The following is a 19,710-nucleotide window of genomic DNA, read 5'->3' on the forward strand; positions in this document are numbered from 1 at the left end:
TAGGTGTAGAGAGTGTCCTGGTCTTTGCCGATGTAGTTGGGCGCATCGTTGGAGTAGTAGGCTGCGGCTTTGAAACCGTAGGCGCTGAGGATGCCGTAGCCTCGCTCTGGTTGAACTGGCCCTCTTTGGGGTAGGCGTACTTAGGTAGCCCAGATCCAGGCTGATGTCGTCGTTGGCCTGCCAGAACCAGCGGCGTAGTAGTCCACTCCTGACGGGTTTTGAGGCCAAAGCCGAAGTACGTTGGACGTCCACATGCCGGCGTACAGGCCGCTGCTGTGCAGCAAGGTGGCGCCGCCTGGGCGGCGGGGGGGTCGTTCTGGGTTTGCGAAATGCCACGGGTGCGGTAGTCACTGGCCAGGGTCAGGCGACTTCTACGGCGAAGTCGTCATTCAGCGGAATGGCGGCGTGGCCGGCGAGCGGAAACAGGGCGGGGGCTGCGAGCAAAACGCGGGTGGAGTGCTTCATGGTGTTATCCCAATGTTGTGTTTTTTATAGGGCAGTGCGAGAGAAAGGCTTCGCCGCAGGCCTGATGCAACAGGCCGTTGGCGAAGCAGGGGTGACGCTTTTTTATGCTGAGTAGTACCGCACCTGGGCCCCCGCCTGCGCGGGGGGCGACGGTGGTTGAAGAAGTCCACCGTCATCCCGCGTAGGCGGGGATCCAGAATCGTGAGTCGAGCGAAATTACAACGGGGTCGGCGCGTAAACCTGCTTACCCGCAAAGTAGGTGTTCAGCACCTGGGTTTCCCCCAGGCTCTTGGCATCGACGGTGAACACATCGCGGTCTCAGAATCCACGAGTCGGCGGCCTTGCCGGCTTTCAACGAGCCGATCTTTTTTTCCAGGCCAAGGTTCGCGCGGCGTTGATGGTGTAGGCGTAGAACATGTTGTGTCGCGGGTCGATACGCTCGTCCGCGCGTTGAGCACACCTTTCACGCCTTCACGGCTGCTGATGGCCTGGGCAATCGCCAACCACGGGCTGGGCTGGACACCGGCCAGTCGCTGGCACCGGCATGGTCGCGCCCTGTTTGAGCAACGAATGCGCCGGGTATTGGTAGCGGAAGCGGAAGGCGCTGACGTAGGGCTTGACCATATCGACGGTGTATTCATCACCGGCGGCCCACAGCATTTGCATGGCGGCAATCACGTTGAGCGATTTGAAGCGGGCGAACTCTTTCGGGTTAACCAGCTGCAAGTGCGTGATGGAGTGGGTGATGCCGCTGTTGCGGTCTTTGCGCGCCTGCTCGATGCCGTTGAGCGACTCACGCACCGCGCGGTCGCCGATGGCGTGGATATGCACCAGCCAGCCTCGGGCGTCGATGGCGCTGACCAGTTCGCCGAAGTGTTTCGGGTCAATCAGCAGCTCGCCGCGCTTGTTCGAGTTGTTGTACGGGTCGATCAGGGCAGCGCTTTGTGCCGGGTATTCGATCACGCCGTCGCGAAAATCTTGATGCCCGGCAAGGTCAGGTTGGGGATGCCCTGGAACTGATCGCGCACCTTGGCCAGTACATCCAGATCGCTCGGCCGGCTTTGCCGTTGGCCACCAGCAGCGCGGCGACGTGGGCGGTGAGTTCGCCTTTTTCCGAGAGTGCTTTGTACACCGGAATAATGCCGACGGATTTCTCCGTGGGTGCATGGCGAATACCGCTTCACCCGGTGCGGCGTTGGCGGCGGGGTCCATCCAGGCGGTGATGCCCAGGCTGTTGTTGTACTTCACGGCGGCTTCACCGGCCTTCAACAACACGGCATCGCTGGGTGGCGGCAGCACCTTGGCGGCGCGGTCCCAGCCGGCGTCTACCAGAAAGCCATTGGGCTCACCGTTTTTTCAATTGCCGATGGTGTCGGCTTCGGCGGCCGGCAGGTTCTTGATCAGCTTGGCGTCGATGCCGGTGCGCTGAGCATCGCGGCGTTGATCCAGCCGGTGTGGTGGTCGCTGCCGATAAAAGCGATGGGCGTGTTGGCCCATTCACCTTGGTTAAAGCGTTTGCCCATGTCTTCGGCTTGGGCCCAATAGGCCGAGTTCATCCCGCCGACCATAAGCACCTCGCCATGCCCGGCGGTGCCATCGGCACGCCAGCCTTGCAGGCGTTTTTCCAGTTCAGCCAGGGGCACCTCTTCATCGGCCATATTTGCCGAGGCCATTTCCAGGCCGCCGAAGATGGCGTGGGAGTGGGCGTCGATCATGCCGGGCATCAACGCCTTGCCGCCCAGGTCGATCACTTGGGTGTTGGCGTCTGCCAGGGCTTTGATTTCGGCGTCGCTACCCACTTGCAGCACTTTGCCGTTTTCCACGGCCAGGGCCTGGGCCTTGGGTTGACTGCTTTCTGCGGTAAACACTTTGCCGTTGAATAACACCAGATCTGCTGCGGCCATCGATTCCATCGAGGAAAAAGCCACCGCCACTGCCAACAGGTTCGGAATGAACCTTTTCATGGAAAACCCCTTGTATTTATTGGTCTGGTGGCGAGACTAGCGGCAAGCAAGTGCGGGCAGAACGCCCAGGCTTCGCAAAACTCTTTTGCCTGATTGGAAAAACCCATGGATAAGCTCAGCGCCCTTGGCATGTTTGTAGCCACCGCCGAACACGGCAGTTTCAGCCGTGCCGCCGAGCAACTGGGCAAGACCCCCTCAGCGCTGACCAAGGCGGTCAGCCACCTGGAAGCCGAACTGGGCAGCCGCCTGTTCGAGCGCAGCACCCGGCGCACGGTGCTTACCGAAGCCGGCCGGCTCTATCTGGAGACGGCGCGCCAGGTGTTGCAGCGCCTGCATGAAGTGGGCGAAGAGATCGGCCAGTTGCAGCACGGCCTGCACGGCAACCTGCGCATCACCGCGCCGCTGGCCTTCGGCCGAGCCTTTCTCGATGAGGTGTGCGCGGGGTTTCTGGTGGAATACCCGCAGCTGACGGTGCACATCGACTTGAGCGACGCGTTTGTCGACCTGGTGGAAAGCGGTTACGACCTGGCCCTGCGCGAAGGCCCGAGCGACTTGCCGGGGCTGATTGCCCGGCGAGTTGGGCGCAACCGCATCTTTATTTGTGCCAGCCCGGCGTACCTGGAGCGCAATCCTGAGCTGCTGACGCCCTTTAACGTCAACGCCCACCAATGGCTGGTGTATCAGCATTCGGCGCTGGATAAATTTCTCTGGTACATGGAGCGTGACGGCCAGCGGTTGACCCTGGCGCACCCGCTGCTCGCACGGCTGCGCAGCGATAACTACGACCTGTTGTTGGCGGGGGCATTGGCAGGAACCGGGCTGTTGCATACGCCGGAATGGAGCGTGGGCCCGTACCTGGCCGATGGCCGGCTGGTGCGGGTGATGTGCGACTACGAGATCGACCCGGATGCCTTTGGCCCGCACATTCTGGCGGTGTATCCGAGCCATCGCCGCGCCACTGGCAAGGTGCAAGCCTTTATTGATTTTCTGGCTGCATTCCTTGCCCAGCGCGGGCTGGATGGGGCGCTTTAGAAGAAGCGGGTGATGCTGACTTTGGCGTTGCGGCCTTGGCTGCGCACGCTGTCGCCGCTGAGTTGCGGGATGTAGTCCTTGTTGAAGAGGTTATCGACCGTCAGGTTCACTTCGGTGCCTTTCAACCCGCGCTGCAGCGGTTTCCAGCTGGCGAATACACCGAACACGGCGTAGCTGTCGTTTTCCGCTTCGTTGTACGGGTAGTCGCTAGCCCAATCGTCGCCCGGCACGCGGTCGGTTTTGCGCACGTACTCGGCTTGCAGGCCCACCTGCATGTCCAGAGGTATGACCTTGGCGCCCAAGGTGCCTTCCCATTTTGGCGACGGGATATCACGTGCCCATACGTCCGGGCCCCACGGGTTGAGGTACGCGCCGTCGTGTTTGCCGGTCATCCACGAATAGGACAGCGAGCCGAACACCCACTTGGAGTCATAGAAGCTTTCCACTTCAAACCCCTTGATGACCGAGCCGTTGATATTGCGGTAAAGCGGGCGGTTGCCGGCCGGGCAGCTGTTGCTGATGGTGCCGCCGGTATTGGATTGGTTCTCGCAGTCGACGCCGAGGTTTTTGAAGATTTCGTCTTTGATTTCGTTGCGGAACAGCGTGGTGCGGATTTGCAGGTTGTCGCTGTCGACGATCAGCTTGTCCAGGGTGACTACGCTGCCGGCACGCAGTGCGGTGATGCGCTCAGGGTCCAGATCGCGGCTGGTGCGGTTGCGGGTGCTGGTGGCGCTTTGCACTTCGTATTGCTCGTCAATCACCGGCGCGCGCCAGGTTTTGCTGTAGTCGGCGAAGAAGGCCAGCTGTTGCAGCGGCGCCCAGTACAACGACAGACGCGGCGACCAGCCGCTGTAGGTCTGGCTGCTGTAGTCGTGCACGCCGGGCGTGTTGTACAGCGGTGCCATATTCTTTTTGCCGTCGTTGCGTACTTCGTCGAAGCGCAGCGAGGGGGTGATCGTTACGTCGCCAATGGTCATCGCATCCTTGATGTAGTAGCCCTGGCTATCGACTTTGCCGCGCGGCATAAAGCCGGGTTGGTAGTGGCCGTAGTTGTACTGCGGTTTGTTGTAGGTGGTGCCGGGCATATACATCAGGGTGTCGCGCTTGTGTTTGCGCAGCTGGCTGCCAACGGTGAGCGCGTGGGCAAACGGGCCGGTGTCGAACAGGCTGGTGTTGCGCAATTCGACTACATCGTCGCGGTAGGAGGTGTCCATCTTCTTGCCGCCGGTGGCGGGTTGGTAGAAGGCATCATCGTCACGCTCATCGGTCTGGTCGGTTTTGGAGTGCGAGTAGCTCAGCGACATATCCACCAGCGGGTTATCCAGTGGCTGGTATTCGTACTTGGCCGACCAGGTGGTGTCGACTGTGGTGCGGTCGGCCAGCAGGCGGCGCAGGGCGCCTTCATAACCGTATTGCTTGATGCTGCTGGCGGTCGGCGGCGTCGGGTAGCTATTGGACGAAAACGGCGTCATACGCTCGCTGTTGGAGCGGGTGTACGACAGCCCCAGGCTGTGTTCGTCGGTGGGATGCAGGTTGAGCTTGAACAGCTCGGCGTCCAGGTCTTGCGCGGTGTTGGGCAAACGCTTGGGGTTGATGGGGTAGCGGTTGTCCGGGTCCGGGCGCTGGTCGGCCAGCTTCAGGTCGCCGCCGTCGCGTTTGGTGTAATACACCAGGGCGTCGGCCATGCCGTTGTCGGTACGGCCATAGGTGGCGCCGGTGTAGATCTGCTGATGGTCGTTGCTGCTGTAGCCGTACTTGAGCATGGCGCCGGTGTCGCGGCCTTGGTCGAGCAGGTCGGGGGCGTCTTTGGTGGTCATGTTTACGGTACCGCCGAAGCCGCCGTTACCGGTGAAGGGCGAGTGCGGCCCCTTTTCCACTTCGATGCTTTTGATCAGCTCGGGCTCGATAAAAATGGTGCCTTGCTGATAGCGCTCGAAGCCGGATTTGGGCGCGCCGTTGAGAGTCAATGGCACGTCTTCGGCATCGCCCATACCCCAGATATTGATGGTCTGGCCGCCTGGCTTGGGCGAGCCGCCGGAGGTGACGCCGGGCAGGGTGTTGAGCAGGCTGCCGATATTGTTCGGTTGGCGGCGGTCGATGTCGACCTGGCTCAGGGTGGAGCGGCCGACGGTGTTGGAGTCCACCTGCGCGCCGTCGCCGACAATACTCAGGGCGCCGAGGCGCATGCCTTCTTCGTTGGCTGGCACTTCGCTGGCGCGCACCACGAAGGTGTTGTCGACCTTTACCAGGGTAAAAGCGCTGCCGCGCAGCAATTGGCGAATGGCGTCTTCCGGCTCGAACTGGCCGTTCAGTGCTGGCGCCTGCACGTTACGCAACAGGGTTTCATCGAACAGCAGCTGCACCTGGGTTTGCTGCGCCACTTGGCTCAGCGAGGTGGCCAGTGGCTGGGCGGGCAGGTTAAGACCAAAGCTCTGCGCCTGGGCTTGCAGGCTGAAGGCGACGCACAGGGCGGCCAGCGAAGGGCGGGCGTAACGGCTTTGCAGGTAGTGGTGCACGCGAAACATCTATTCCCCCAATGTGGCCAAAACGGCCATAAAAAGGTCTGCACGGACGAAGCAGACAGGAGGAAGACGCGGCACCTAGAAAAACCCTCATATACGAATAACAAATATTCGCATCTATTTTTTGCGCGGCAGAATCCGGGCGCGTCCATCGCCCAAAATCACGGTTTTCACCGGCAGCAAGGCCGGCAGGGCACGCAGCAGAGCGTCCGGGTCGTTGACGTCCAGACTGCCGGACACCTTGTAACTGGCCAGGGCCGGGTCGCTGAGTTGCACCGGTTGGTTGCGGTACAACGCCAATTCATCCACCAGGCTCGCCAGGTCGCGGTTGCGGAACGACAGATGCCCGCTACGCCAATCGGCCACCTGTGTTGCATCCAGCACGGTTTGCTCAACCTGGCCGCTGCGGTAGTCGTAACTGGCGCGCTGCTGGGCGGTGAGCAGCGTCGGCTCGCTGCCCGGCGTGGGAATCAGAGCCACCTGGCCATGGGCGACCGTCACCACCAACTGACGTTGGCCGCGGCGCACATCAAACCCGGTGCCGACGACACGCACCTGCGCATCACCGGAATGCACCCACAGCGGCCGCTCTTTATCGGCCGCCACTTCGATATATAACTGGCCTTGCAGCAAGTGGATATCGCGACGGTGGGCGGTGAAGTCGATGTTCAGGCGGGTGTTGGCGTTCACAAAAAGCGTACTGCCATCGGGCAAATGCAGCTCGCGCGTGCCCTGAGCTTTGGCCGCCACCTGATGTTTGTAGAGGTTCTGCGGCGCGCCGAGATTCATCGCCAGCAAGGCGCAGACCACCGCAGCGGCCACGGCCAAGGCCGGCCGCCAACCACGGCGTTGGCGCAGCTGCACCACGTTAGCCGGCTGCCGCGCCGGTTGCAGTGCACCCAGCTCGCCCCACAGGGCTTCAAATTCGGCATACGCCTGAGCGTGTTCAGGGGTTGCCAGCCACTGGGCGAAGGCCTGCGGGTCGGTATTGGCGCCACGGTTGCGGCTGAACCACGCGGCGGCCTGGGCGTCGACGCTGTTGTCGTCGGCCTGCGGAATTTCAACGGGGGCGTTCATTGCGACGGCTCCTTGCCGTGGTCTTGCTCCAGCCGGCGCTTGCAGTGCAGCAGGGCGAAGGCGATGTGTTTTTCCACCATGCTCACGGAAATTCCCATGCGGTCGGCGATCTGTGCCTGACTCAGGCCATCAAAGCGGTGCAGCATAAGGGCTTCGCGGCGCCGCGGCGAGAGTTCGGCGAGCACATCGCTCAAACGTTCCAGGTGTTGTTGCTGCTGCGCCCGGGCCAGCGGCTCGTTGGTCTGAGTGGTGGTCACATGCGCCTCGATGTCGCCCGGTTCGCTCAACTGCTCGGCAAAAACGCCTTGGCGCACCTTCTGCCGCCGCCAATGGTCGCGCAGCAGGTTTTTCGCCATCTGGAACAGAAACGCCCGTGGTTGCTCCACGCTGGCCTGGTCGCGGTAACCCAGCCATTGGGTGAATACGTCCTGGGTCATGTCCGCTGCATCGCTGGCGTTATCTGTGCGTTTGCGCAGGTAATGCAGGATGTCCGCATAGAAGCCGCGATAGGTTTGCGCTTCAGTGGGATCGGGTTTGGGGCGGGACATCGGAATCCTTTTCACGAACGGCAGAGCAGGGCGGCGGCGATCTTATCGAGAATGGTTAGCATTTGTCGCCTATGAAATGCATTTGCCGGAAATTCTCTGCACCGCTTTCTCTTGTCGCCTCATCTGGCTAAGCTCGGCGTTCTGCGCCGCACACTTCCACCTGCCGAGAGTTTCCTATGCCCCAGCAATGGCCCGCCGCCGATATCGCCCGGTTGATCCTCGACGGCTTCGACGACTATCGCGAGCATTTCAAACAGATCACCGATGGCGCCCGTGCCCGCTTCGAGCAGGCGCAATGGCAGGAAACCCAGCAGGCCTCCGCCGCGCGCATCAATTTGTATGAAGAGAAAGTCAGCGAGGTAGGCGAGCGCCTGCACGAGAAACTCAAAGACGAAGTGCTGCTGGATGTGCACCTCTGGCCGCTGGTGAAAAGCGCCTACATCAACCTGATCGACAGCCGCTTCGACGACGAACTAGCGGAAACCTGGTTCAACTCGATTTTCTGCGGCCTGTTCAGCCACGACCTGATCAGCGACGGCTGCATGTTCATCCACACCACGCGCCCGTCATTGCGCAGCCACGAGCGCGGCGCGCAAACCCGCACCTACATGCCGCAAGTGAACCTGACCGGCATGCTCGAGCAGATCTTCACCGACTACAAATTCAGCGTGCCGTACGAAAACCTCAACCGCGACCTGGCGCGCCTGGAAGGCCAACTGCGCGCCAACCTGCCGGATTGGGTGTGCAAAGACCCGGAGCTGTGCATCGAGTTGTTTTCCTCGGTGCTGTACCGCAACAAGGGCGCCTACCTGGTCGGCCGCATCTACACCCGCGATGAACAATGGCCGCTGGTGATTCCATTGCTGCACCGCGAAGAGCGCGGCATTCAGGTGGATGCGCTGATTACCGATGAAGCTGAAGTGTCGATCATCTTCTCCTTCACCCGCTCGTATTTCATGGTGGACGTGGCGATTCCGGCCGAGTTTGTCGGCTTTCTCAAACGCATTCTGCCGGGCAAACATATTGCCGAGCTGTACACCTCGATCGGCTTCTACAAGCACGGCAAATCCGAGTTTTATCGCTCGCTGATCAACCACCTGGCCAACACCGACGACCGCTTTATCATGGCCCCCGGCGTGCGCGGCATGGTGATGAGCGTGTTTACCCTGCCGGGCTTCAACACCGTATTCAAAATCATCAAAGACAAATTCTCGCCGTCGAAAAACGTTGACCGCGCCACGGTGATCGAGAAATACCGCATGGTGAAAAGCGTCGACCGGGTAGGGCGCATGGCCGATACCCAGGAATTCGCCGACTTCCGTTTCCCCAAAGCCAAGTTCGACCCCGAGTGCCTGGCCGAACTGCTGCTGGTAGCGCCGTCCACCGTCGAGCTTGAAGGCGACACCGTGCTGGTGCGCCACTGCTGGACCGAACGGCGCATGACGCCGCTGAACATCTACCTCGAACACGCCAACGACGCCCAGGTGCTCGAAGCGCTGGAAGACTACGGCCTGGCCATCAAACAACTGGCCGCGGCGAATATTTTCCCCGGTGACATGTTGCTGAAAAACTTCGGCGTGACCCGTCACGGCCGTGTGGTGTTCTACGACTACGACGAGATTTGCGCGCTTACCGAAGCCAACTTCCGGGTGATTCCGCCGGCGCGTTATGAGGAAGACGAAATGTCGTCCGAACCGTGGTATTCGATTGGCCCGCTGGATGTATTTCCCGAGGAATTCCCGCCGTTCCTGTTTGCCGATATGGGCCAGCGCAAACTCTTCAGCGAGCTGCACGGCGACCTGTACCAGGCCGACTATTGGAAAAGCCTGCAAGACGCGATTCGCGCCGGCAAGGTGATCGACGTGTTCCCGTACCGGCGCAAAGAGCAGCTGAACTAACGGCATATGGCTGAGCCGATTTTCTCGCGCTCTTCGTGGCTTAACTCGCTGCATATGTCCACGCTGACCGTGGCGCTGCTCCAGGCTCAGGGGCATTCGCCGGAAGCGGTGCTGGAAGGCAGCGGGATTTCCACCGACGATTTGCGCGGGATGAAACGCCTGATCGGTCCCGGCCAGGAACAGCAGGTATTTGCCAACGCCCTGCGCCTGAGCGCGCAACCGGCGTTGGGCCTGCACATGGGGCTGCGCACGCGCATTTCCGCCTATGGGTTGCTCGGTTATGCGCTGCTGTCGGCGCCGACCTTCGGTGAGGCGCTGCGCATTGGCCTGAGTTATCCGGTGCTGCTCGGCACCTACTTCAACCTCAGCCTGCATGTGGAAGGGCCGACCGCCTGGTTGGTGGCGACCGGTTACGGCGAGGACGAAGCGCTGCGGCCATTCAACGTCGAACTGTGCCTGGCCTCGTTGAAAGTGGTGTGTGGCGACTTGCTGGGCCAGCCGTTGCCGCTGCTGGCGGCGCAATTCGACTACGGCGAAACCCCAGGCTATGCCGAAGGTTTTGAATGCACGCTGCACTTCAACCAGCCGCGCAACGCCATCGGTTTTGCCGCTGAATGGCTGGAGCAGCCACTGCCGCTGGCCGATCCCATTACCCACCAGGAAATGCTCGATCAATGCCGCCGGCAAAACGCCGAGCTGGCGGCCAACCGCGCGTGGCTCGAGCGGGTGCGCGCATTGCTCGCCGAACGCCTGCAAAGCCCCCCGGGGCTGGACGAACTGGCCCGGCAAATGAACTGCTCGGCGCGCAGTTTGCGTCGCTACCTGCAGCAACAACACACCAGCTACCAGCAGTTGCTCGATGAGCTGCGCTTTACCCGCGCCAAGGAATTGCTGCAGCAAGGTGAACTGCCCATCTACCGCATCGCCGAATTGCTCGGCTTCAGCGAAACCGCCGGCTTGCGCCACGCGTTCCAGCGCTGGAGCGGCCAGCCGCCGAGCTATTTCCGGGTTTAGGAACTTCGGACCTGGGATGAGTGGGGCCGCCTAGGTGAGCCCTAGGCGAAACCCATCGATCCGCGTAACGATGGCCATCGAATTTGGCCATTTCAATCCCCTTTTGGCCTGCCCCAGCGTTCTCCTTCCTCCGGGCCTATGCCCACAATGCCCCCACAAGAACACTGATGAGGAGCGCCCTATGTTGACCGTCTATAGCGACGACCACCGTTTGCACCATGGCCAGGCCGAATTGGTCGATGGCCAGTTGCAGCCCTGTTTCGAAATGCCCAGCCGTGCGGACACGGTGCTGGCGCGGGTCAAGCAGCAGAATCTCGGCGAGGTCATCGAGCCTAAGGATTTCGGCCTGGCCCCCATTGCCCGTGTACACGACGGCGCCTACCTCACCTTTTTGCAAAACGCCTGGGCGCGTTGGGCTGCCGAAGGCCATAGCTGCGATTTGTTGCCCTCGTGCTTTCCCGGCCGCCGCCTGCGCCGCGACGGGCCGATTCCCCGCGCGTTGATCGGCGAACTGGGCCACTACTGCTTCGACACCGAAGCGCCGATCACCGCCGGCACCTGGCAAGCCATCTACAGCTCCGCGCAAGTGGCGCTCACCGCTCAGGACCATATGCGCCAGGGCGCGCGCACGGCATTCGCCCTGTGCCGCCCGCCAGGCCATCACGCCGGCAGCGACTTTATGGGCGGCTATTGCTTCCTCAATAACGCGGCCATCGTCAGCCAGGCGTTTATCGACCAGGGCGCCAAGCGCGTGGCGATCCTCGACGTCGACTACCACCACGGCAACGGCACTCAGGAAATCTTCTACCAACGCGGCGATGTGCTGTTCGCCTCCATCCACGGCGACCCGCTGGACGAGTACCCGTACTTCCTCGGCAATGCCGATGAAACCGGCGAAGGCGCGGGCGCAGGCTGCAACCACAACTACCCATTGGCCCTGGGCAGCGGCTGGCCCGAATGGAGTGCTGCACTGGAAGACGCCTGCCAGAAAATCGCCGCCTACGCCCCGGATGTGCTGGTGATATCGCTCGGCGTGGATACCTACAAGGAAGACCCGATTTCCGAATTCAAACTCGACTCGCCGGACTACTTGGCCATGGGCGCCCGCATCGCCGCGCTGGGCGTGCCGACCCTGTTCGTGATGGAAGGCGGGTATGCGGTGGACGCCATCGGCGTGAATGCCGTCAACGTCTTGCAAGGCTATGAGGGCGCTACCCATGACCACGCCTAAATTCGTCGGCCTGGCGTTCGCTGCCACGCTGTTGGCCAGCTCTACCGTGATGGCCGCCGACCCGGTGGTACGCATCTACAACTGGTTCGACTACATCGGCCCGGACACCCTGAAAGGCTTCAAAGCCGAAACCGGCATCGAGCCCAAGTACGACGTGTACGACAGCAACGAAGTGCTCGAAGCCAAGCTGCTCTCCGGCCATTCCGGCTACGACCTGGTGGTGCCCAGCGACAGCTTTCTGCCCAACTACATGAAGGCCGAAGTGTTCCAGAAGCTCGACAAGAGCAAGCTGCCCAACTGGAAAAACCTCAACCCCGAACTGCTCAAAGTGTTGGCTGCCAAAGACCCCGGCAACGAATACGTGGTGCCGTATATGTGGGGCACCAATGGCATTGCCTATAACGTCGACAAGGTCAAAGCCATTCTTGGCGACGACGCGCCGCTGGATTCCTGGGACCTGCTGTTCAATCCGGAAATTCTCGCCAAGCTGAAACAGTGCGGCGTGGCCTATCTGGATGCGCCCACCGAGGTGATTCCCGAGGTGCTGCAATACCTCGGCCTGTCGCCTAACAGCCATAACCCTGAAGACTACAAAAAGGCCGAAGCGCACCTGAACAAACTACGCCCCTCGATCACCTACTTCAGCTCCTCGAAGTTTGTGACCGACCTCGCCAATGGCGATATCTGCGTGGCCCTGGCCTGGTCCGGCGGCGCCATGCAGGCAGCGGCGCGGGCCAAAGAGGCGAACAACGGCATCAAGATCGAATACCGCATTCCCAAGGAAGGCACGGCGGCCTGGTTTGACGTGTTGGCCATTCCCCGCGACGCGCAGAACATCGAGCAGGCCCATGCGTTTATCAACTACCTGCTGCGCCCGGAAGTGGTGGCGCCGATCTCCGATTACGTCTCCTACGCTAACCCCAACCAGGCGGCGGACGGCTTGATCAGCCCGGAGCTGCGCAACAACCCCAACGTGTATCCACCGGCCGAGGTGCAGGCCAAGTTGTACAGCGTGGAGATGTTGCCGCCGGCGTTGGAGCGGATTCGGACGCGGACGTGGACTAAGGTTAAGACCGGGAAATAAATTCAACGGCTCTGCACCCCTCTCCCGCGTGCGGGAGAGGGGCTGGGGGTGAGGGCAAGGTTTACGCAAATCTACGCCCGGCTCAATACAGCTCCCTCACCCTAACCCTCTCCCACAAGTGGGAGAGGGGACTTGATTGCGTGGTTCGTGTAGGAGAGGCTTCAGCCTCGATGCTGTTGATCTTCCTCCTACGCAAGGATCCCGATCATGCCCAAGGCCTACCAAGACTACCCAGCCGCCTACCAGGTCAGTAAAGGCTCCGCCTTGCAGGTGGACGAGGCCTTCTACCAGCGCATTCGCGACCAGCAAAACGCGCGCACGCTTATCGAACAATTCCAGATACCCATCCGCACCGGCCGCGCCTGGAAGGTGCCGGCCGGGCATGTGTTTCGCATCACCACCCCGGTCGGCCCGCAGGTCGGCGACCTGAATATCTGGAACGCCCACGACCCGCGTGAACGTCTGTGGGCCGCCCGTACCCGGCAGTTGCAAGGCGCCCACGTGAGCACCTACGACCGCCTGTGGTCGAACCTGCCGTTTCTGCGCCCACTGGTGACAATCACCGACGACACCCTGGCCGACTACGGCATCGACGAACATGGCGGCCGCGTGCACGACCTGCTCGGCACCCGCTGCGACCCCTACGTCAACAAGATGCTCACCGGCGAAGACTTCCACCATCACTGCCATTCCAACCTGACCCGCGCGGTGCTGCCCCACGGCCTCACTGAGTTCGACGTGCACGATGTGCTCAATGTCTTCCAGTGCACGGGCCTCAACGACGACGACCTGTATTTCATGAAAGCCTGCCCGGCCAAGCAGGGCGACTACCTGGAATTCTTCGCTGAAATCGATCTGCTCTGCGCCTTGTCGACGTGCACGGGGGGCGACCTGTCGCTGCCGATGTGGGGCCCCGAGGCGCAAGATCCGTTGAGCGTGTGCCGCCCGCTGGGCGTTGAAATCTATACACTCGACGCCGCCTTGCTGGCCGGCTGGAAACAGCCCGAACGCGCCGCCTATAACGGCCAGCATGGATTGCAGATAGTGGCGCCAGCCTGGGAGCAGAAGGAGTGAACAGCGTGCTGTTGAATTGCGATATCGGGGAAAGTTTTGGTGCCTGGACCATGGGCCTGGACGCCGAGGTGATGGCCTCTATCGACTGCGCGAATATCGCCTGCGGCTTTCACGCCGGTGACCCCGGCACCATGCGCAAAACCGTGGCCCTGGCGCTGGAAAACCAGGTGCGCATCGGCGCCCATCCGGCTTATCCGGACCTGGTCGGTTTTGGCCGCCGCTCCATGGCCTGCTCAACCCAGGAAGTGATCGATCTGGTGCATTACCAGGTGGGTGCACTGGCCGGCATCTGCCGCGCCCAGGGTGGCCGGGTGGAATACGTCAAACCCCATGGCGCGCTGTACAACGACATGATGAGCGACGCCACGCTGCTGCGTGCCGTGTTTCAGGCCGTGGCCGGTTATGGCGATGGCCTGCGCCTGATGCTGATGGCGCGCGCCGACAACAGCCTGGCGCAAAGCTTGAGCGACGAGTTTGGCGTGCCGCTGTGGTTCGAAGCCTTTAGCGACCGCGCCTACGACGGCGCCGGTAACCTGGTGTCGCGCAGCCTGCCCGGCGCGGTGCATCACGACCCGGAACGTATCGTCGCCCAGGCGCTCGACCTCGCGCAGGGCAAGCCACTGATTGCCAGCGATGGCAGCGCGTTGCAGCTGCACGTCGACACCTTGTGCGTACACGGCGACAACGCCGCATCGGTGGCGGCGGTGCGGCGTATTCGGGAAGCGCTTGATGGGCTGCAATCGGCATGAAAGTGCGGGTGGAGGTGGTCGCCATCGACTGCCTGATGCTGCGCCTGTTCGACGCTATCGATGAAGCCCATATGCCCTGGCTGATCGCCGCCGCCCAGCGATTGCGCGCGGTATTTGCCGAGGGGCTGATCGACTTGGTGCCGTCTTACACTACGCTGATGCTGCACTACGATATGCGGCGCATCAGCTCGGTTCAGGCTCGGGAACTGATCGCTATCGCGCTGGACAATCTGCAGCCGGCGGGCGAGGGCGGCGGGCGCTCTCATCAGATTCCGGTGTGGTACGACCCGCAGGTAGGGCCGGAGTTGGCGTTGTTGGCCCAGCGCACGGGGTTGTCGATCAGCCAGGTAATCGAACTGCACAGCAACCACGAATACCAGGTATTCGCCCTCGGCTTTGCGCCGGGGTTTGCCTATATGGGCCTGGTCGTTCCGCAATTGGCGGCGCCCCGTCTGGCCACCCCCCGCAAGCGCGTTACCCAGGGCAGCGTGGCCCTGGCCGAGCGGCAGACCGCCACCTACCCGCAAACCTCGCCCGGTGGCTGGAACGTACTGGGGCGCACGCCCACTCCGCTTTTTGATCGCGCACTCGATGGCTACAGCCTGCTGCAACCCGGCGACCGCGTGCGGTTTACGCCGGTTGAACACGCTGAGTTCGTCCGCCTGGGCGGCGACGACACGCCGCTGGAGGCGCTGGTATGAGCGGGCTTTTGGTGGAACACAGCACGGCGTTGATTCAGCTGCAGGACGGAGGTCGGTTTGGCGTGCGGCACCTAGGCGTGACTCAGGGCGGGGCGGCGGATTGGCTCTCGATGTCGTGGGCCAATTGGCTGCTGGGGAATGCGCTGGACGCCGCGGTTATCGAGATCACCCTGGGTGGCTTTAGCGTGCTGATTCAGCAGGACGGTTGCCTGGCACTGGCCGGTGGTGATCTGGCGGCCACCCTGGACGGCGAGGCGTTGCAACCGTGGCAGAGCGTTGCGGTGCGAGCGGGCCAACGCCTGCGCTTTAGCCATCCGCAGCAGGGCATGCGGGCCTACCTGGCAGCGCCGGGTGGGTTTACCTGTACGCCAACGTTAGGCAGTTGCAGCACGGTGAGCCGTGAAGGTTTGGGCGGGTTGCAGGGCGATGGTCAGGGGCTGGCCGTTGGCGATGTGTTGGCATGGTCGGGCTTGGGTGGCCAGCCACGGCAATTGCCGATTGAGCGGATTCCGGACCTGAGTCTGAAGCAGCCGCTGGACCTCGTGCTGGGTGCGCAAATCGGCGACTTCAGCGGGCAGGCGTTGTTTGATTTCTTCAACCGGCCGTGGCAGCTCGACAGTCGGGCCGACCGAATGGGGATTCGGCTGTTGGGGCCGGTGCTCGACTATCAGGGCGCGGCTCTGATTTCCGAAGGCATTCCACTTGGCGCGATTCAGGTGCCACCGGACGGCCAGCCGATTGTGCTGCTCAATGATCGGCAAACAATTGGCGGCTATCCCCGGGTAGGGGCACTGACGCCGGAAGCGTTGGCGCGGTTGGCGCAGGCGCAGCCGGGAGAGGGTTTGCGGTTCAGGCCGGTGGTGCAGGCGAGTGCTGAGGCTTCGCACTCAAGATTATTGGCGCAGTTTGAAACGCATCGAGGCCAACCGGAGCGCCGGACCGGCCTCTCCCACAGGAAATATGCGGTCCTGTGGGAGAGGCTTTAGCCTCGATTGGCTGGGCCTGAAAACCCCATTTTGTGTCACGGCACCAAATCAAACCCCGCCGTCCCCAACCGCTCACCATTCACCCACACATGAACCGCATGGTGCCCGTAGTAATGCTTGCGCGTGGTCAGCTCGCGAATCTGCTGACTGCGCGACAGCACCACCATCGCCCCTGGCGCCAGGTCCAGGGTTTTCAGTTTGAACACCTTGCTGGCTGTCTTGCCCGACGCCTTCACGTAGTCGATGGCGTAATCCACCACCAGCCGTTGCGGCGTATCGCTGGTGGATTTAAGGGTGAACGACAGGGTCATGCTCTGGCCCAGGTGCACCTTTTTCGGCGTGACCTCCAGCGCCGTCAATTCCACTTGCGCCGGCTCACCCGCGCCCAGCAAGGCGAGGGCGCGGCGGTGGCCTTGTTTGATCAGGGTGCGCAGGGCGTGGCGGATGATCCAGGCAGTGCGCGGCTGGTGCGCCGGCCAGTTTTCCAGACGCGTCAGCAGCCATTCGGGATGGTCTTTGCTGATGTCGTTCAGGTGATTGGCCACCGACTTGCGCACGTACGGGCTGGGGTCGTCATTCAGCGCTTCAAGGATCGGCCAGGCCAGCTCCGGCTCAGCCTGCAGACGCGCCAAACGAAAGGACCACGGCAGGCGCGGCCGGCTGCCTTCGCTGGCCAGGCGGCGCACATGCTCGTTGTCGTCGGTAGCCCACTCGCGCATCTGCGCCAGGGTGCGGTCCTGGTCCAGCAGCAGAAAGTGGCGGATGGCGAATTCGGAGGAGCCGAACGTCGTGAAGTATTTCAGGGCCAGCAACGACAGCTCGATATCGTCGCGCCCGTAACTGGCCACGTAATGCCCCAGGCTCATGGTGACAAAACCGCTGTTCAGGCGCGGCGCCAGGTCTTGAAGGATGGCCAGGGCACTGTTGAAGTCGGCCGGCAACGTGGCGTGCAGGCTTTCGCTGACCCGCGTCAGGCGCTGCATGATCGACAGCTCGTCGAGCCCGGCGCTGGCCAGGGTCAGAAAGCGTTTGCCGGGAAAGGCCGGGTACACCGCCTGGGTCTGTTCGGCGATATGCCGCAGGCGTTCGCGGTTGAAGATTTCCTTGAGCGCCGGGGCGCTGCTGTCGGTTGAGCTCATGGGCGTCCTGGCGGTGAAAGGCTGTAAGTTGGGTCTATGGAGTGTGTAGGACATACCGTACATCGGCCAACACTCATTTTTCTCTCAGTAAGCTGCAGGCGAAAGTGGCGCGGCGCTGGGGTTGGTGCCACTCTCAGGGTGCGGCTAGCGTTATTGCGCGGGCCGTAGAGGCGTTACCTGAGGTTGCCACAGATCAAAGCGGAACTGCTTTCAATAGGACTAAGCTGACTTTAAGGTCTGCTAAATCTGAAAAGAGCGTGACCTTAGTGGTATTTGGGCTTGAGTTCCGAGGATGACGGCCGCATATAACAAGTGACCGCCCACTCGCTGTTTAGAGAGGAACAAACGATGAAAATGTGGCTACGTACTTTGGCCTGGAAACTGTCCGTTCTGTTGGGCACTACCCGTCTGCAACCGATTCCAATCCCTACCGAAGAACAGCAACGCCGTATGGCCGCGCAACGGCGCAGACGCTAAGCGCCAACGCCGCCGTCAGCAGCCCAGCCTTCACCGTCTGGGCTGGCCGATTTTGTCGCCTGTGCTGGCGCTGATCGTGACTGCTGAAGGACTTACCCAGTGCTAGCATCCTCGGATATCTCCGGGGAGCACTGCACGCGATGGAACGTCTGATTCAAGCCAATGGCCAACCGCACTTCGGCATCTTTCCCCAGGCGGTTGGTGAGGTTAACTACCGCGATTTCGACTTCCGCTCGCCCATGGGCCGTCCACTCGGCGCGTTGGCCAAATGGCGACGCTTCCACCAATTCCAATACTTCGGCCTGATCAGCGACCAGTTGATTGGCGGCTGTGCCCTGGCCAACCTGAGCCTGGCCGGCATCGGCTTCGTGTATCTGTTTCACCCCGCCAGCGGCCGGATGATCGAGCGCCAATTCAAGTTGCCGCTGGGCATCGGTAGCCAGTTCTCCCAACACCCCAACAACGGCATCTGCGAACTGCGCAGCGGCAAGAATCTGCTGCGTCTGGAAAACCACGGCAGCGAAAAACGCCTGTTGGTGGAACTGGATGACGGCACCCGCATCAGCGCGCAATTCAATGAGCAAGCGCCGGCGTTCCAGCCGATGTGCCTGAATACGCCGACGGCCACCAATGGCTGGGTGTATGCGCAAAAGGTGGCCGGGGTGCGTTGCGAGGGGAGTGTGCAGAGTGCTTTGGGCACGTTCGATCTGGCCAGCATCGATGCCTTTGCGCACCACGACTGGTCGGCCGGCTATATGCGCCCGGAAACTTTCTGGAACTGGGCGTGCCTGTCGGGGCAGGCCGGCGAGCAGCGGGTAGGGTTGAATCTGTCGTGCGGGGTGAATGAAACCAGCTTTACCGAGAACTGCTTCTGGCTCGACGGCGAGTTGATCAAGGTGGACACGGTGCGTTTCACCTACGACCGCGATAACGAAATGTCGCCGTGGCGCATTCAGTCATTCGACGGGCAGGTCGACCTGCACTTCGAAGCACGCGGCCTGCATAAAGAGCGGCTGAATCTCGGATTTATCGCCAGTAACTTCAAGCAGATATTCGGACAATTCCGAGGTGAATTGCGCCCGCATGGTCGCCCAACCATTGCAATTGAGGGCTTGTGGGGGTTTGTCGAAGACCAATACGTAAAGTGGTAATTGGGATGATTTCTCTGGGATAAACGTACTAAGTCTTACAGGTCGACGTCTTCCACTTTGCTCAAGGTTATGGTTAGCTGGCTAATTATTAGTTTTAGCTGTGATCACGAGCCTTTTATGCCCCACACCGATCAACACCGTTTTGGTATGCAATTGGCCCAGCTGTCGCGCTCCTGGCGTGCCGAGCTGGACCGCCGTCTCGCCGGCCTTGGCCTGTCGCAGGCGCGCTGGTTGGTGCTGCTGCACCTGGCGCGCTTTCGCGATGAACTCCCCACCCAGCGTGAGCTGGCGCAAAGCGTCGGTGTAGAAGGGCCCACCTTGGCGCGGCTGTTGGACAGCCTGGAGAGCCAAGGCCTGGTCAGCCGTCAAGCGGTCGCCGAAGATCGCCGGGCCAAGAAAATCTGCCTGAATGATTCAGCGCGACCATTGATTGAGCAGATTGAAGCGATATCCAGCCAACTGCGTCTGGAGTTGTTCGACGGTATCGATGAAGACGAAATACGCCAGTGCCAGTTAGTTCATGCGCGCATTCTGAGTAATCTGGAAAAGCGCTAACTCCCCGCAAGTAGTGGGGCAAACCTTATGGATGCCCCACCCG

The 19,710-nt window shown here is 61.6% G+C and carries 18 protein-coding genes and 1 pseudogene; 12 read left to right on the top strand and 7 right to left on the bottom strand.

Annotated elements, in window-relative coordinates; genetic code table 11:
• The 3 genes and pseudogenes from AC0V2S_RS18120 to AC0V2S_RS18130 all read right to left on the bottom strand — a co-directional run.
• A pseudogene (locus tag AC0V2S_RS18120) lies at positions 1-465 on the bottom strand (TorF family putative porin); the annotation flags it as partial.
• A 471-nt stretch (positions 466-936) separates the two neighbouring features.
• Positions 937-1,764, bottom strand: coding sequence for an amidohydrolase family protein (locus AC0V2S_RS18125; RefSeq protein ID WP_475510941.1), 828 nt, complete (start codon positions 1,762-1,764; stop codon positions 937-939).
• Between the two features lie 101 nt (positions 1,765-1,865).
• On the bottom strand, positions 1,866-2,429 hold the full coding sequence (locus tag AC0V2S_RS18130) for an amidohydrolase family protein (RefSeq protein ID WP_475510942.1): 564 nt from the start codon (positions 2,427-2,429) through the stop codon (positions 1,866-1,868).
• A gap of 105 nt (positions 2,430-2,534) precedes the next feature.
• On the opposite strand from AC0V2S_RS18130, the gene AC0V2S_RS18135 reads away from it, so the two are divergent.
• A complete protein-coding gene (locus tag AC0V2S_RS18135; protein WP_475510943.1) occupies positions 2,535-3,461 on the top strand; it encodes a LysR family transcriptional regulator in 927 nt (308 codons plus the stop codon).
• Here the strand turns inward: AC0V2S_RS18135 and AC0V2S_RS18140 are convergent.
• The 3 genes from AC0V2S_RS18140 to AC0V2S_RS18150 all read right to left on the bottom strand — a co-directional run bounded on the left by AC0V2S_RS18140 (position 3,458) and on the right by AC0V2S_RS18150 (position 7,608).
• On the bottom strand, positions 3,458-5,986 hold the full coding sequence (locus tag AC0V2S_RS18140; RefSeq protein WP_475510944.1) for a TonB-dependent receptor: 2,529 nt from the start codon (positions 5,984-5,986) through the stop codon (positions 3,458-3,460). The two genes, AC0V2S_RS18135 and AC0V2S_RS18140, sit on opposite strands and share 4 nt — an antisense overlap.
• Positions 5,987-6,100: 114 nt before the next feature.
• Positions 6,101-7,060, bottom strand: coding sequence for a FecR family protein (locus AC0V2S_RS18145; RefSeq protein ID WP_475510945.1), 960 nt, complete (start codon positions 7,058-7,060; stop codon positions 6,101-6,103).
• Entirely contained in the window at positions 7,057-7,608 is a 552-nt protein-coding gene (locus AC0V2S_RS18150) for an RNA polymerase sigma factor (protein WP_475510946.1), read from the bottom strand. Before AC0V2S_RS18150 ends, AC0V2S_RS18145 begins: the two co-directional genes overlap by 4 nt.
• A 176-nt stretch (positions 7,609-7,784) precedes the next feature.
• On the opposite strand from AC0V2S_RS18150, the gene aceK reads away from it, so the two are divergent.
• The 8 genes from aceK to AC0V2S_RS18190 all read left to right on the top strand — a co-directional run bounded on the left by aceK (position 7,785) and on the right by AC0V2S_RS18190 (position 16,345).
• Positions 7,785-9,506 (top strand): bifunctional isocitrate dehydrogenase kinase/phosphatase, encoded by a 1,722-nt coding sequence (gene aceK / locus AC0V2S_RS18155; RefSeq protein WP_475510947.1) that lies wholly within the window; start codon positions 7,785-7,787, stop codon positions 9,504-9,506.
• A gap of 6 nt (positions 9,507-9,512) precedes the next feature.
• Positions 9,513-10,520, top strand: coding sequence for an AraC family transcriptional regulator (locus AC0V2S_RS18160; protein WP_475510948.1), 1,008 nt, complete (start codon positions 9,513-9,515; stop codon positions 10,518-10,520).
• Positions 10,521-10,701: 181 nt separating this feature from the next.
• Positions 10,702-11,751: a histone deacetylase family protein gene (locus tag AC0V2S_RS18165; protein ID WP_475510949.1), complete on the top strand. Its 1,050-nt coding sequence runs from the start codon at positions 10,702-10,704 to the stop codon at positions 11,749-11,751.
• Complete coding sequence (locus tag AC0V2S_RS18170) at positions 11,723-12,835, top strand: extracellular solute-binding protein (protein WP_475510950.1); 1,113 nt, start codon at positions 11,723-11,725, stop codon at positions 12,833-12,835. Before AC0V2S_RS18165 ends, AC0V2S_RS18170 begins: the two co-directional genes overlap by 29 nt.
• Positions 12,836-13,042: 207 nt before the next feature.
• Entirely contained in the window at positions 13,043-13,909 is an 867-nt protein-coding gene (locus AC0V2S_RS18175; RefSeq protein ID WP_475510951.1) for an urea carboxylase-associated family protein, read from the top strand.
• On the top strand, positions 13,906-14,658 hold the full coding sequence (locus AC0V2S_RS18180; RefSeq protein WP_475510952.1) for a 5-oxoprolinase subunit PxpA: 753 nt from the start codon (positions 13,906-13,908) through the stop codon (positions 14,656-14,658). Before AC0V2S_RS18175 ends, AC0V2S_RS18180 begins: the two co-directional genes overlap by 4 nt.
• A complete protein-coding gene (gene pxpB, locus AC0V2S_RS18185) occupies positions 14,655-15,359 on the top strand; it encodes a 5-oxoprolinase subunit PxpB (RefSeq protein ID WP_475510953.1) in 705 nt (234 codons plus the stop codon). The genes AC0V2S_RS18180 and pxpB overlap by 4 nt, the downstream gene beginning before the upstream one ends.
• Positions 15,356-16,345, top strand: a complete 990-nt coding sequence (locus AC0V2S_RS18190) for a 5-oxoprolinase subunit C family protein (RefSeq protein WP_475510954.1) — start codon at positions 15,356-15,358, stop codon at positions 16,343-16,345. The genes pxpB and AC0V2S_RS18190 overlap by 4 nt, the downstream gene beginning before the upstream one ends.
• Positions 16,346-16,380: 35 nt before the next feature.
• Here the strand turns inward: AC0V2S_RS18190 and AC0V2S_RS18195 are convergent, their stop codons facing one another.
• Positions 16,381-17,484, bottom strand: a complete 1,104-nt coding sequence (locus AC0V2S_RS18195) for a DNA alkylation repair protein (protein ID WP_475510955.1) — start codon at positions 17,482-17,484, stop codon at positions 16,381-16,383.
• 348 nt (positions 17,485-17,832) lie between these two features.
• Here AC0V2S_RS18195 and AC0V2S_RS18200 point away from each other — a divergent pair, with 348 nt between their 5' ends.
• The 3 genes from AC0V2S_RS18200 (at position 17,833) to slyA (ending at position 19,667) form a co-directional block, all read left to right on the top strand.
• On the top strand, positions 17,833-17,961 hold the full coding sequence (locus AC0V2S_RS18200) for a PA1414 family protein (protein ID WP_271196971.1): 129 nt from the start codon (positions 17,833-17,835) through the stop codon (positions 17,959-17,961).
• A gap of 140 nt (positions 17,962-18,101) precedes the next feature.
• Positions 18,102-19,112: a DUF2804 domain-containing protein gene (locus AC0V2S_RS18205; RefSeq protein WP_475510956.1), complete on the top strand. Its 1,011-nt coding sequence runs from the start codon at positions 18,102-18,104 to the stop codon at positions 19,110-19,112.
• Between the two features lie 117 nt (positions 19,113-19,229).
• Positions 19,230-19,667 carry a transcriptional regulator SlyA gene (slyA, locus tag AC0V2S_RS18210; RefSeq protein ID WP_475510957.1) on the top strand — a complete coding sequence of 146 codons (438 nt, stop codon included), beginning with the start codon at positions 19,230-19,232 and terminating at the stop codon, positions 19,665-19,667.
• The last annotated feature ends 43 nt before the right edge of the window (positions 19,668-19,710 follow it).

It is taken from the genome of Pseudomonas sp. CC11G, assembly GCF_056174845.1.

Excerpts from the sequence above, each read along its gene's own strand:
- AC0V2S_RS18130 (WP_475510942.1), bottom strand. The coding sequence starts at position 2,429 with ATGAAAAGGTTCATTCCGAACCTGTTGGCAGTGGCGGTGGCTTTTTCC.
- AC0V2S_RS18135 (WP_475510943.1), top strand. The coding sequence starts at position 2,535 with ATGGATAAGCTCAGCGCCCTTGGCATGTTTGTAGCCACCGCCGAACAC.
- AC0V2S_RS18140 (WP_475510944.1), bottom strand. The coding sequence starts at position 5,986 with ATGTTTCGCGTGCACCACTACCTGCAAAGCCGTTACGCCCGCCCTTCG.
- AC0V2S_RS18145 (WP_475510945.1), bottom strand. The coding sequence starts at position 7,060 with ATGAACGCCCCCGTTGAAATTCCGCAGGCCGACGACAACAGCGTCGAC.
- AC0V2S_RS18150 (WP_475510946.1), bottom strand. The coding sequence starts at position 7,608 with ATGTCCCGCCCCAAACCCGATCCCACTGAAGCGCAAACCTATCGCGGC.
- aceK (WP_475510947.1), top strand. The coding sequence starts at position 7,785 with ATGCCCCAGCAATGGCCCGCCGCCGATATCGCCCGGTTGATCCTCGAC.
- AC0V2S_RS18160 (WP_475510948.1), top strand. The coding sequence starts at position 9,513 with ATGGCTGAGCCGATTTTCTCGCGCTCTTCGTGGCTTAACTCGCTGCAT.
- AC0V2S_RS18165 (WP_475510949.1), top strand. The coding sequence starts at position 10,702 with ATGTTGACCGTCTATAGCGACGACCACCGTTTGCACCATGGCCAGGCC.
- AC0V2S_RS18170 (WP_475510950.1), top strand. The coding sequence starts at position 11,723 with ATGAGGGCGCTACCCATGACCACGCCTAAATTCGTCGGCCTGGCGTTC.
- AC0V2S_RS18175 (WP_475510951.1), top strand. The coding sequence starts at position 13,043 with ATGCCCAAGGCCTACCAAGACTACCCAGCCGCCTACCAGGTCAGTAAA.
- pxpB (WP_475510953.1), top strand. The coding sequence starts at position 14,655 with ATGAAAGTGCGGGTGGAGGTGGTCGCCATCGACTGCCTGATGCTGCGC.
- AC0V2S_RS18190 (WP_475510954.1), top strand. The coding sequence starts at position 15,356 with ATGAGCGGGCTTTTGGTGGAACACAGCACGGCGTTGATTCAGCTGCAG.
- AC0V2S_RS18195 (WP_475510955.1), bottom strand. The coding sequence starts at position 17,484 with ATGAGCTCAACCGACAGCAGCGCCCCGGCGCTCAAGGAAATCTTCAAC.
- AC0V2S_RS18200 (WP_271196971.1), top strand. The coding sequence starts at position 17,833 with ATGAAAATGTGGCTACGTACTTTGGCCTGGAAACTGTCCGTTCTGTTG.
- AC0V2S_RS18205 (WP_475510956.1), top strand. The coding sequence starts at position 18,102 with ATGGAACGTCTGATTCAAGCCAATGGCCAACCGCACTTCGGCATCTTT.
- slyA (WP_475510957.1), top strand. The coding sequence starts at position 19,230 with ATGCCCCACACCGATCAACACCGTTTTGGTATGCAATTGGCCCAGCTG.